The sequence below is a fragment of the Maricurvus nonylphenolicus genome, assembly GCF_042854845.1.
In the GTDB taxonomy this organism is placed as follows: Bacteria; Pseudomonadota; Gammaproteobacteria; order Pseudomonadales; family Cellvibrionaceae; genus Maricurvus; species Maricurvus nonylphenolicus.
Map to the genome: position 1 here is coordinate 3491408 of NZ_AP031498.1, position 13845 is coordinate 3505252.

General features: G+C 48.8%; 9 protein-coding genes. 2 read left to right on the forward strand and 7 right to left on the reverse strand.

Annotated elements, in window-relative coordinates:
• Window positions 1–7: 7 nt before the first annotated feature.
• A complete protein-coding gene (locus tag ACGHZ6_RS15260) occupies window positions 8–3982 on the forward strand; it encodes an RHS repeat-associated core domain-containing protein (RefSeq protein WP_390614847.1) in 3975 nt (1324 codons plus the stop codon).
• Window positions 3983–4330, forward strand: a complete 348-nt coding sequence (locus tag ACGHZ6_RS15265) for a hypothetical protein (protein ID WP_390614848.1) — start codon at window positions 3983–3985, stop codon at window positions 4328–4330.
• Window positions 4331–4501: 171 nt separating this feature from the next.
• Here the strand turns inward: ACGHZ6_RS15265 and ACGHZ6_RS15270 are convergent, their stop codons facing one another.
• From ACGHZ6_RS15270 to ACGHZ6_RS15300, 7 genes are all read right to left on the reverse strand, one after another.
• Window positions 4502–4954 (reverse strand): hypothetical protein, encoded by a 453-nt coding sequence (locus ACGHZ6_RS15270; RefSeq protein ID WP_390614849.1) that lies wholly within the window; start codon window positions 4952–4954, stop codon window positions 4502–4504.
• Between the two features lie 60 nt (window positions 4955–5014).
• A complete protein-coding gene (locus ACGHZ6_RS15275; RefSeq protein ID WP_390614850.1) occupies window positions 5015–6031 on the reverse strand; it encodes a DUF481 domain-containing protein in 1017 nt (338 codons plus the stop codon).
• Between the two features lie 95 nt (window positions 6032–6126).
• Window positions 6127–8637: a TonB-dependent receptor gene (locus ACGHZ6_RS15280; RefSeq protein WP_390614851.1), complete on the reverse strand. Its 2511-nt coding sequence runs from the start codon at window positions 8635–8637 to the stop codon at window positions 6127–6129.
• Window positions 8638–8913: 276 nt separating this feature from the next.
• Window positions 8914–10416 (reverse strand): parallel beta-helix domain-containing protein, encoded by a 1503-nt coding sequence (locus ACGHZ6_RS15285; RefSeq protein WP_390614852.1) that lies wholly within the window; start codon window positions 10414–10416, stop codon window positions 8914–8916.
• A gap of 2 nt (window positions 10417–10418) precedes the next feature.
• Entirely contained in the window at window positions 10419–11720 is a 1302-nt protein-coding gene (locus tag ACGHZ6_RS15290; RefSeq protein ID WP_390614853.1) for a cytochrome-c peroxidase, read from the reverse strand.
• Between the two features lies 1 nt (window position 11721).
• Window positions 11722–12375, reverse strand: coding sequence for a c-type cytochrome (locus tag ACGHZ6_RS15295; protein ID WP_390614854.1), 654 nt, complete (start codon window positions 12373–12375; stop codon window positions 11722–11724).
• A 327-nt stretch (window positions 12376–12702) separates the two neighbouring features.
• Complete coding sequence (locus tag ACGHZ6_RS15300; RefSeq protein WP_390614855.1) at window positions 12703–13800, reverse strand: helix-turn-helix domain-containing protein; 1098 nt, start codon at window positions 13798–13800, stop codon at window positions 12703–12705.
• Window positions 13801–13845 lie beyond the last annotated feature (45 nt).

Genomic DNA, 13845 nt, shown 5'->3' on the forward strand with positions numbered 1-13845 from the left:
CGAGACAATGGATAGTCTACACGTAAAAGATAACAAAGGTAGCGATTACCTTATTACTAAAGAAAAACCCAAGCGATTGACAGCTAACAATCGTCCCTTGCCTATGGCCAGCATGGATGACATTGGCCACTTTCTTGATCTGCTGACTCCCCAGGCACGCACCCAACTAAACCATGCATTGGATAACAAACCACGCCATGAAATCGTGAACACCCTTAAAGGTTACGATATTTATGCAATTTCAAAAAGCGAGAAACAAAGTCTGGATAGTGAGTCAAAAACGGCACGCGCTGCCAATGGTAAAAGTCAACAAGACAACTCAGCAGGTAATTCTGACAATTTACAAAATCACGTAACTGGCACGGAAACACCCACCACGACGGCTTATCCCCATAGTGAAAAAAGCACGAAAACCAGTAATTCATCTGCAACCACTGAAGACCCCGACAACCAGGTAGGTACGTCGCCAGCGACAGGAGACCCCTCTCCCAGTAATAGTGATACCCCCTGTGAAGGTGAACCTATCAGCATGATCAGCGGTGAAGAGCTGCTGGAGTTAACGGACTTTAACCTTCCTGGCCCTATCCCGTTCGCCTGGAAACGCACCTACCGCACCAGTAACCCCACCAACCTTGGACTGGGTCACGGTTGGAGCCATCCATTAAGCGAGCGACTGGTTATTGAAGGAAATACTGTCGATTACCTGACCCTCGAAGGCCGCAGTATCCGCTTTACTCAACCGTCGATTGGCGAAACACGTCATAACCGCAGTGAAGACCTGGCCTTGTTACGCCAGAGTGAATTTAGCTATACCCTGATGAGCCCGACCGATGCCAGTCGCATTTTCCGCGCCGATGGCATCCATAAGCACCTACCTCTGGTAGAACTGCGAGATAGTTTTAACAACAGTATCAATATCGACTACCAGCAGGGGCAACCACGTAAACTGGTAACCTCCTGGGGTCGCCTGTTGGATTTTGACTGTGATGAACAAGGCCAAATCACAGCGATTAAAGCGCCACAATTACAGGATGGCCCACACAGCAACGCACTGTTAGCGCAATACCATTACGATGACCATAACGATATGGTTAGCGCCACCCTACCTGGCGGCCAAACTGAAGCCTACCAGTACAACAACCATATTATTGTTCAGCGCACCACATCGTCGGGAGTTAATTACCTGTTTGAGTGGGACAAGCATACTCCTGAAGCCCGCTGCCAACGTCAATGGTCAGACGGCGCCTCAGAGACCGGTGGCGCTTACGATTACCGCTTCAAATGGCAGCCCAAGCGTAAGATAAGCTACGCCACCGACAGCAACGGCAAAACCCGCGAGTATCACTACGATGCTAAAGGCAACGTAGTCAAGGAAGTCGACCCCGAGGGAGGCGTTACCAAACGCCTATATGACTCCTACGGCAAACTCTGTAGTGAGACAAACCCAAACGGTCACACCACCTACTACCGCTACAACAGTTTGGGCAAGGTGACACGTATCACCAATGCTCTTAACCAGACTACCCGTATTCGCTACAACACCCTGGGCCTACCTGCCCTGATTACCGATCCGCTGGGTAATCACTGGCAGCGCCGCTACAACACAAGCGGTCTCCTGACCGAAACCCGCGATCCTGCCGGTAATGCCTGGCGCTATAGTTACAACGATAAAGGCCAGCTGGAAACTATCGAAGACCCGGAAGGCGGCAAACGTCAACTACAGTGGAATAGCCAGTTTGAATTAATCAGCGAAACTGACCCCGACGGCCGCACCACTCAATACAGTTACGATACCTGGGGCCGAGTACAACGTATTACCAATGCCGCAGGTCATGCGGCTGAATACCGGTATGATGTCGCCGGTCGACCAGTTGAAATTATTGATCACCAGGGCCTGAGTACACACCTACAGTACAATGCCAGTGGCCAGGTAACTCACCACATCAATGCCCAGGGGCAAACCACCGAATATCAATACGGTGGCTTTGCGCAAGTCGAAACCCGTATTGACGGTAACGGCCAGCGGCTTGAATACCTCTACGATCAGGAACGTAACCTAACTGGGCTCATTAATGAGAAAGGTGAACGTTACACCCTTAAATACGACGGTAATGAACGCCTGATTGAAGAAATCGGTTTCGATGGCCGCCATCAGCACTACCGCTACAACTCGGCTGGACAATTGACTGAACACCGCGATATGGATGTGGTGACCCACTTCAATCGTGACGCTACCGGCCGCTTACTACGCAAAACCAACAACAATGGCGATCTGGCAGAATTTCATTACGATGCTCTGGGCCGGATGACCTCTGCCAACAACGGTGATGCGTTTATTCGTTATCAGTATGACAGTGCAGGACGCCTCATCGCCGAACATGTCGACAGTGCCAATGCAGAGAATCAGGAAGATCGTAGCCATAGCCTGCAGCATAAATATGACAAGCGCGGTTGGCGTATTAGCACCAGCAGTGACGACCAGCATATCAGCTACCAGCATACTCCTGGCGGACAACTCTATGGTGTCGACCATAACGGTAACCCGGTCGTTCGCTGCGAGTACGACGAAACTGGCCGTCTACGCGAAAAAATCCAGGGACAGCTCAGCAGCCAGTTTGATTACGACCCCAATGGTCGTTTAGTCCAGCAGCAGGTCAGCCATAAAGGTGACGACAACCCTGTCATCCAGCGAGACTACAAATACAACAATGCCGGCAACCTGCAACAGGTTGAAGACCTTCTGCGGGGATTAACCCAGTATCACTACGACAACAATGATCAATTGCAGCAGGTTAAAGGGCCCATCGAAGAAGCCTTTAACTTCGATCCCGCCGGTAACCTGTTACAAAACGATCAGGGCAACGCTGGCTATGAACAAGGCAACCGCCTGCAATTCCACGGTGATCGTCACTTTAGCTACGATAAACGCGGCAACCTGATTGAGGAAAAACACGGTAAGGGCCAGCAGCTCAGCGCCAGCTATCAATATAACGGCTGGAATCAGCTCATCACGGTAGAGAAAAACGGCTTTAAAACCCTCTACCGCTACGACGCCTTGGGTCGCCGTATTGGTAAAACCGTCACTCACCTGAAATCCAAACAGCAAAAGAAAACCACCTTCTGCTGGAACGGTGATGTGCTCTGGAGTGAGACCAACCATACTCCCAAGGGAAAAATCAGTCAGCACTACCTGTTTGAGCCCAACAGTTTCCGCCCACTGGCACTGATCAAAGATGGCGAGATACACCACTACCACCTGGACCACCTGGGCACACCACAGGAAATTACCGATGCAGCCGGAGAAATTGTCTGGCAGGCACAATATAAGGCCTACGGCCAAATAGCAGGATTTTCTGAGAAACCCAAGATTAGCAACCCACTACGTTTCCAGGGGCAGTATTTCGACTCGGAGACGGGGCTGCATTATAATCGGCATAGGTACTATGATCCGGGTGTTGGGCGGTTTGTGCATCAGGATCCGGTGGGGTTACTGGGGGGTAATAACTGTTATCAGTATGCGCCTAATCCTACAGGGTGGGTGGATCCACTAGGGCTAACATGTAAAGAAGGACATGCAGTTTTAAGACTGTTTGATAATGGCTACCAAGAAGGACATCTAACTATAGAAGTGGTACTAGGTGATTTAAGCTATGCGACTCATCAGATTATCACAGCTAAAGACAAGTCACAGACGACTATTGTTCGAGCGGGCAGATATAATACCCAAAACCAAGTCGCTCAAGAGACCAAAATTCCTTTACCCAATGCATCAGTAGCAATTGAGTATCAGAAAAGCCTAATAAATGAAGAGTTGGGTGAATATGACATCATAGATAACAGCTGTTATTCTCATGTTTTTGATGTCTTAGAAGAAGGAGGACACAATCCAATAAGTAGAAGTAAAATTGGTTTTGCCAAGTTTATGAAGAAGAATGACTTCACCAAAATTGAAAGTAACAAAAGCTTAGAGACGGAAATGTAAATGGCTTTAATTAAATGTGACAAACATGGCGAAACGGGATTCATGCCTTTTGTCTCGAAAGAACTATCAAAGAGAATTGAGTCTGGAGAACATATAAAGCATGACGACATCTCATGGATTGATGTACTTTTAATCGATGACGAAGACGGAGAGATTCTTCAAGAAATAAGGTATTGGATGTCAACCAGCTTCTTCAACTCAATTTCAGCACTAAAAAAATACAGAATCCTTACCGAGCATGATGAAAAAGAGGTAGATCGCATACTCTCCCCGATCATAAAGGGCGGAGGCTGCTGCGGAAAATGTTTTGATGAACAAACGGATAAAATAAGGCTAAAAGCCCAGTAAACCAGCTCTAAAGCAGATCACAAAACTATTTACCCCCCCTCCTTCAACATCTCATACTAAAAAGTCTTTTGCTGTGGTTAACAATTAACTTCCCAGATAACTCGATATAGCATTGAAGGGTTTAGAAAACAAACTCAAAGGTACAATTCAACTAAGTATTGGCGTTTAGTTTTATAGCCTAGGCACCCACCCATTGGGAAACCCCTTCATATATCCATCCCAACAACCTTTACCCCGCAGCATAATAAATTCGGTTCGAGTTAAGGGCTGTTCACAGTTAATCAGGCAGCGACTATAACCGCCATAGTACTCCCACCAATATTGATGGGCAGCAGCAGCTTCAAGCCGGGTAAAGGCTTTTACATGCTCTAACAATTCCGGATAGAAAGGCCAAAACGCTATAGGGCGGTCATAGCTACCAAAAGGCACCTGCTGCCAATGCCAGGGGGAGCGAATATCCTTGGTTAATCGTTGGGAAAATGCCTGGACAAAATCACAGCCTTCACAAAGACCAACAAAGAGGGTCTTGTCCTGTGAACGAGACAAAATACGAAAGACACTGTAATTGCGTTGTCGGGGATCCGATAACGCAGGACGCTGAACTTGATTAAAACGAGCGGGCATACCCGACAATACCTCTATCGCAATACCCTTTAAGTGTAGCTAGAAATCAGAAACCTGCCTTTACCACTCATAACCAATGCCCACTTTTAAACGGGTGTCTTCTTTTTCGGTTTCATCTGAAGGGATATTGTCATACTCATAATCCAGCTGAACACCTGAAAAAACGCCGTATCCCAGGGGGAAATTAATCCCAGTAACAGCCTCAAATTCCCAGTCTTCACCACCGTCATAGGGCCACAAAAGCTGACTGCGGTGAAAGAACTCGCCAGACAAGGGTAATTTATGGCGAAAATCGGTAGCCAAACGCCAAAGGTGGCGCTCAGCATCCAGCATAGAATCTGCTGTTTCCCGATCCTCTTTAACGTAGTTAATACCAGTTTGCAGGGCTAAAGCCGTATGATCATTATCCCAGAACTGGTAGCCAATACCGGTACCCAGATTAAAGCGACTATCAAGCTTTTTACTGTCATCCATCTCCCAGGTTAACTGGCTGTAGGCAAACCAACGCTCACTGAAAAACCAGTCAAGACGGTAGCGTGTATCCAGTTTATTTTCGCTTGCATCGTCCTGCTTGGTTTTATATTCGAACTTGGCTCCGAGCGTATGTCGATAGTCTCCTCGCCTGACTTCCGCATAGGAATCAACAGCCCAGGTATCTTCTTCAGTATTACCACTGGCGTATTCGCCGTTAATCGCCAACTTGCCCTTAAAACTATAGGCGCCCTGGTAGTAATCTTCATAGGGCATCATTAACTCAAGAGCAGAGAGTTTAAGCTGGTTACTGCTTTTATCCTCACAGCTGTAAAAGGTTTTATCCCACTGAATACTGTAAAGCGCACAGGGTTTATCATGGCCATTAATTTTTAACAACGTGTGAGTTGTCAGGCTGGCAATTTTACGTTTGGGTAAAGTAATTTTCCCCAATCCCGGTGATAGCCATATGACATTTTCTCCTTCGAGCTTAACCAGTTCACCCAACAGCTTTTCACCGGTTTTTAGGGTTAATTCTGCTGCTGACAACGGAAAAGAAAGGAAAAAAAGTACCGAAAGAATCGCAACCTGTAAGCTACGCAGCATAGTCTTGTTGAAGTACATCTGAAGAAAGGAAAAAGGCAGTGGATCAGCCGCCCTAGCTAATCCACTGCAATGAGAGCACGATCTGGAGTTAAGAATTAAAAATTATATCTCGCATCTATGCCCCAAGTGAGAGGTGCACTAACGGTCGTGTGAGCAGCACCTAAATCACTGGCGGCAAGACCACCTGGAATGCCGGTATACTGATTATCCAACAAGTTCTTGCCCCACAGTGCCAGCATGTAATGCTCGTCATCACTGGTCCAGGCGATGCGAGCGTTGAGGATCTTCTTATCCGCACCGAAGTTTTCCAGACTTTCGTAAATTGGCAGGTAGTCCGCAGTCTCGGGGCCGAAATCCTGCTCCTCAAAGATATAGTCCACATGCACATCCAGTGAACCAAATGCAATTTCAGGCGCCCAGTCCAAGGTCAAGGTGTAGGCGGAAAGGGTCTCTGCTGATTCTTTATCCCCGCCTGCTGGATTACCCTGGGCGTCGATATAGGACTGGTACTGACTGTCGCTATCACGCATGGTAGTCACCATACCCAATTGCAGGGTATCCACTGGAATCCAGGTCAGTTGTAACTCCCAACCAGTGATATCTTCATCACCGCTAATAATAATGGGGGCAGCAAGACCAGGAATAGTTGGATCAGCAGAGGTAACCGACTTCTGACGGTTCTCCATTTCCATATCAAACACGCTGAACTGAGCACGCATACGGCCGTCGAAGAAGTCACCTTTAATACCCAATTCCAGGTTGGTTACTTCTTCAGGCTCCAACGGCGTCACTGAAGAGTTAAGCACAAAGCTGTCATAACCACCTGAGGTGTAACCAGTGGAATAGGTGAAGAAAGTCATCGCCTCTTCCGTTAGCTGGTATTGGGCAACAAAACGTCCGGTCGTTTTGCTCCAGTCATCGGAAGCCTTAACCAGGGTATCGGAAACCAGACCGACACCTGTCATGCTAAGTGGAGACAGGAAGTTTGTTGCCTGCGGAATAAGCGCAGCCACAGGTACACCATTGGCCGCCAGGAAAGCTCGCTCTGCATTGACCAAACCAGCCATAGTTGCCGTAGGGTTTTCCCAAGTGAAATCTTTTTCATCCTTGGAGTAACGCAGACCAAAGATCAGGTTCAACTTATCGGTTACCGCCACATCAATATCACCATAGATACCGTAGTTGGTAAACTTACCGGTGTTTCTGACTTCCTCAGTCCATTGCTGCCCCGCATAACTTGGGTCTACCCATCCTGCTGCCAGAATTTCATGATAACCATCGAGCAAGGGGCCATAGCCTGCGAAGTAGACATTGCCTAGTAGGCCCTGGTATTCAGCATTAGACTGCCCCAGAGGCGTACCGCCATTGAGGGCAGCCGACAACATCGTCCAATCTGTTGGATCCCAAATGCTGTCGATGGTAAAGCCCGCACTCAGGGCATCAAGCAAACCATTAGCTACCTGGGTTGAGAGGTTGGAAGCCGTTTCCGCTGTACTGGTAATGGCTGTTGTCTGAGTTTTGTCTTCCACCGAGTAGGTCAGACCACCGACAAAGTTAATCCGATCGGAGTTATAGTTAAACTGCAACTCGGTATAAGTCAGCTCGGAACTCTCGATATTATCGGTGTCGAGGTAGGTATAAATGTTGCCCGTGCCATCCTGGTCATCACGGTTGGTTACATCAAAATCACGGTGGTTGGCCCACCAGCTCACAGACCAGCTATCACTGATTTCGTGATTCAGTTTAAAGCCAAAAGAATACATATCGCGAGTTTCTTCGGCACCTACGGCATCGTTAGATGTTTTTTCAAAAGACAAGTTACCGCCGTTATAGCCAACAGCTGAACGGGGGCCATTATCTGTATCATCGAAATCGTAGTTAAACTGAATATCAGTTTTCTCGGAAATTTCCCACAACAGGGACAGACGACCGGTGAGCGATTCCTGCATATCCAGGTCAGCACCACCAGGGGCAGTATTATCAATATAACCGTCACGCTGATTGCTGAGTAGGTTAGCGCGGATGGCAACCTTGTCGCTTATGGGTAGATTAAGCATACCCTCCCAACGCTGAAAATCGTAATTTCCGGCTTTCAGTTGGATAAAACCTTCGGTCTCGTCCAGGCTTGGGGAGTTTGGCACCATACTGATGCTGCCAGCAGCAGCGTTACGACCAGCAAGGGTACCTTGCGGCCCTTTCAGTACTTCTACACGCTGCATATCAGAGAAAGCGATAGTGGTCGCTGCGCGAGGAAGATAAACGCCATCATAGAAAGTCGCCACAGAGGCATCACCACCGGAGCTGATATTGGCACTGCTGACACCACGAATGCTCATGGAGGCCTGCGTAACACCATCACCTACTTCCAACCCTGGAATATAATCAGCGATATCACCCAGGGTCAGAGCACCGGTGGCCTCCATGTTTTGTGCAGAAAAAGTGCCAATGGTAATCGGTACATCCATTGCATTCTGCTCACGCTTTTGCGCGGTTACAGTAACTTCTTCAATCGCCTGATAACGGCCGGAAACATTTTCGGAGTAACCCAGAGAAGGGATAAGTGAGGTCATCACCGCAAGACTGGTCGACAATGTCAAACCACTCATTCGTGAACCATATTTCATTATTGTTGTTTTAGGCATTGATTGTTTTATAGCCATTGTAACTCTCCACTTAGAGTAGATCTTATTTATTATTTTTATCGCCATACCTAAAACCGAATACCTCTTTACGGTTAGGTTCCCTGCGACACTACTCCCTTTCGCTCTTTGGCACTGCAGGATTCTGAAAAAATGCTGTCGGATTTTAAAATCCATCAGTTTTTAGAATTCGTCAGGTGTAGCTGCAGGCCCCGCAGTACGGGTCTGCAGCCAAGTAGACATTTATTTCTTCAACGCCAGCACATATTTGGCAACAGCCATACGGGTAGCTTCATCCAAATAGTTTTGCGGTGGCATTTCAGGGTAGTCTGGACGTTTTTTGGTTGGCGCATTGATGTACTCAGCCAGTCCTTCCGGGTTATCCATATACAACGCCTGGATAACCTGAATAGGTGGCCCGATCATACGGCCGGTGTAGGTGTGACAACCGGTACACACACCAAGGTAAGCCATCTTGCCCTTCTTATCTTCGGCGATAACACGCGGAGCTGCAGGCTCAGGCAACAGGTAGGTATCAATATTGTAGGTATTCGTGAAGTCACAATCCTTGAAATCATCGACACCCACAGTGACGAAAGCGTGACGATTGATAATGCAGCTATCACGACTCACTCCCACGCGAACAATATCAGGCTTGCCCGTTTTAAATTCGGTGAGCATTAAGGCTTTAACTTCATCAATGGTGTCGTAACCATTGTTCAGCATGGTGTTATTAAGAATCGCCACCTTGTCAGCATTGGGATCGGATTCCGGATCGATAGTGACATTCGCGGCATTGTAATGATCAGTAATCAAAATACCGGCAGTTTTGTTGCCGCTAATAATATTACCTTCGATCACGACTTCATCCGCCGCCATGACCAGTACTCCAGTACCGGCAGGAATACCCGCGACTGTTGAACCCGGCGCACCAAAATTAGCGGTGTTGTTATTCACTACAAAGTTGTTGCGAATAATGACATCGTAAGTGGTTTTAATCGGCAAGCCCGGTGTAATAAAGGCTAAAATACCACCGGTGTTATTATGAACGTAGTTGTTCTCTACAATAGCGTGACGGGAGTTTTCAATTTCAATGCCCGCCACACTGTCAAATACCTCGTTGTGTGCTACGTGAATATTGTCACTCATGCCGACGTAAATAGCGGCATCTTCAATACCGGAAATTACGTTGTGCTCAACAATACCGTTTTGCCCCAGCTGCGGGAAAATACCGTATACACCGGTATCAACAATCAGGTTGTTACGGATCTCAAAGTTATTACCGGCCTGCCCCATAATGGCATTGCCTTTGTATTTGGTAATGGTGAAGTTTTCCACCACAATATTATTACCGGAATACAAAATGGCATCGTTGAGTTTGCCGTTACCGTGCATGACTGGGCGTTCACCCTTTTCAATAACACCAACAAGGCGAATATCATCTTTATCGATATACACAGTTTCACTGTAAGTGCCTGGCATAACCAAAATGGTGTCACCTGGCTGGGCATCTTTGACAGCACGCTGAATAGATTCACCATCCGACACACGAATCGTGTTGCCCGCCGTTTTGCGTTCTATCACCGCTGACTTGGCAGTCTGCTGCTGTACGCCTCCACCATAACTGGCGCCACCACTGCTGCTCACCATTGAGGGAGCCACGGTTGCACTTGTTTGCCCGTAGTAAAGGCCACCACCAAAGGCACCGACCACCAGGGCTAAGCCCATGAGTTTAGCTTTCATCATTATTATCCTTCTGTTGAAGCAGTAAGAAGATTGGTATTTGAGTTATTTTGTAAATGTAGTGCGTCCGGCAGTTTTCCTATCGGTGCTAACCCGGAAGGTACTTGCGACGGAATGCGCGGTTTAAAACGTTCATCGGTTAAGGCACCTAGAAAATCGACGATACGATCAACTTCCTCATCAGTCAGATCCGGCTCCCAGATATGCCAGTGCAATTGCATCTCGACACCTTCGGGTACGGCATGGCCTCGGCCTTTGCTGTAAAACTCAACCGCTTCGCGCAAATCCTCCATGCCGCCGGAGTGCATATAGGGAGCCGTTTTCGTAATATTACGTAACGTTGGCACTTTAAAGCCGCCCTTAAGCTTGGGCGCGTTAAAGGTTTTTTCTGCACCGATATCCAGAGGTAACCCCTCGGGTTCAGGCACACCAATGACAGCAATTTGGTTATTGGTAAACAGCGGCGGTTGATGACATTCAGAACAGCGCGCCACAAAGGAACGAAATACGTTCATACCGGCAATTTCATTTTCTGTCAGTGCATCGTGATAACCGTGGGCGTACTGATCGTAGCGACTGTTTAAGCTGATCAGTGAAGTCTGGAAAGCGGCCAACGCGGTATAGAGCTGCTCGAGGGTAATTTGCTCGATGGCTGCATCGGGGAAAGCTTGCTTAAACATATCCCGATAGGTCGCATTGTCATTCAGTGACGTCAGCAGTTGCTCTGGTGTATTACCCATTTCCTCGTCGGCATAGAGCGGCCCCAAGGCCTGCTCTTCCAACGAGTCCGCACGCGCATCCCAGAAAAATGACGTAAGGAAAGCCGCATTCCATAAGGTGGGGGAAGAACGCGGCACCTTGGTTCCCAGCGCGCCGACACTGCGATCCACGCCATCGGCCATACCCAGATCAGGGTGATGGCAACTGGCACAGGACAACTCACCATTGCCCGACAACATAGGATCAAAAAACAGGAAGCGGCCTAAATCGATTTGTTGAGGACTAAAGCCATCGCGATGAGCAGGTAGTGAAGTTTGCGTCCCTCCTACCCCGCGGCCCTGCACCGAGGAATATTGCTGGTAAAGATTCACCAGCTTACACTGCCCTTCAGCGGTTTTTTCAAAGCTGGGTGGGCACAGGCTGGAGAGTTGAAAATTCTCTTCCTCACTCAGTTGAGGCAAGGCATTGCCAGCGCCAACAATAAGCTGGGTATGATCTTCTTGCATCGCGGCGGCACCACCGATCACGCCGGCAGTTAACACACCGCTGAATAGAACCCCCATAGCAACACTCGACCAATCACGCATCTTAGTGCTCCACGGGCTCTGTGGTTGGCTGCAACTGGCCTATAAAGGCAATCACATCGTTAAGCTGTTCGTCGTTCAAGCCATTGGCCATCATGGCCATCTGGCGGCCAGGGCGATCATTGGCATCGTAGCCCCGCAGGCCCTTGCGGAAGTTAAGGTACTGGCGACGCAGGTATTCACCGTCCTGACCGGCCAAAGCTGGGGCTTTCAAAGCCTTATTACCTTGACCCTGGCTACCGTGGCAGGTGCCACAGGTAGCCTGGTAATGGTTAGTGCCGTTGCGGATATTGCCCTCTACAGTCACATCTGCAGTAGTTGGCGAAAGTTCGCTGATAAAATCTGATACCGCCGCGATTTGATCCGCGGAGGTCAGCACACCGGCTGCAGCACGCATTTGAGCACCTGCTGTATCACCGGGTTTAGACCCACGACTGCCCGCTTGAAACAGTTCCAACTGGCGCTGGATATAGTCGCTGTCCAAACCTGCCAACGCAGGTGCTTGTAAGGCTGGGTTGCCCTGTCCTTGACCACCATGGCAGGCAGCACAAGTACTATAAAGTTGCTGACCCTGATCGGCGGCCGCAGGTACAGATAACATCAGAAAACAGGCCGTTCGGATAAAGGCCTTGTGTAAGCAGCTAGGTGTTATTCGCATTATTATCCCCGTCTCTTGCTTGAGCTTGGGATCAGAATACGGCGCCGACGGGGGTGAAAACTCCCGGAATCCGGAATAAATATGGCTGATTCCGGAATTCGTCAGGGTTTTATTGGGAATTCGTCAGGTTTAGTCGGGGTATTGAAGGTTTTAGCAAATAAATACAGGAAACCTCATAGCCGATAGCTATTAATGCAGTGTCGAGGTTTTCACTTCGTAGCACTGGATTCCCGCTTTCGCGGGAATGGCGGTAAATCGATACAAGGGATGTTACAAAGAAAGGGGTCCGACCCTTCGGGTCGTACCCCTGCTACGAAGTACGTATAACTAGGAAGGCAGATTTTGTTTGCGGTAACTGGTGGGCGTCACCCCATGCGCTTCTTTGAAAGCTTTATTGAACGAGCTGAGGGAGCGATAACCAACATCCAACGCAATAGTCAGCACCGGCAGCTGGGCACACTCCGGATCACCTAAACGCTCCGCAGCAATTTTAACCCGGTAGCGATTAAGAAAATCGTTGAAATTGCGATATCCCAACTCGCCATTAATCAGACGCCTGAGGCGGTATTCCTGCCACCCCATCTGCTCGGCCAGATCACCGATGGTCAAACCGTGCTGGTTGTAGGCCCCATCGTCCATTACCTGGATCAATTTCTGCCTGGCCGCTTCCGATTCCCGCTCTGCAATGGCCTGCTCCTGGGGTTCACTCACCAGATCAGCTTCAGGCAAGCCAGCCTTAGCCTCTGAGGACTCAGTAGCGGCAGGTTCTGCAAAAATACCATGGCTGCGAGAACGGACCCAGAAGCTGTTCATCCACAACAGGAATACCGATAGCATGGTATAGAGCATCACCTGAGCTGTCTCTGTAGAGCCGATAACCTGCTCCATAAACACCACGGCACAGGTGTATGCCAGGGTAAAGCCCATAATGGGCAAACGCAGATTACGGCGACTCTGGACCAAATCACCCTGCCAGTTTTTGCCGACAATCAGTAACGCATGTACCAGTAAAACCACTTCCAGTAACTGTGGCGTGTCATAAAAAAACTCGACTCCCCAGCCCGGAAGCGTTTCGGGCAGACCAGAGCGTCCGCCGAAGAAATGCCCCACCGTAGGCAATACAACAGTGATGCCCACTAACGTCCACTGCCAGGCTTTAAGTTTCAGCTGATCATTAAACAAGCTATAGCAAACCAGCCAAATAAGCCCTGGAATTGCCGTGCGACCGGCACTGAATAGCCAACCGATGGACTCCAGCGGTGTGCTACTTATTAGAGGGTGAATGGTATAACAGGCCCCGCTGATCATCAGCAGCACAAACAGACGCGCCTGCACATAACGCCAGTTATCGCGCACCAGAACCGTAATCGTCAGGCAGATTTGGGAGAAGGCAAAAGCCAATAGCGCGGTTGTAAGTTGATCCATAGTTCGGATTCTGCATTAAGCCTGTCGGCTTGGCAACGAATCCGA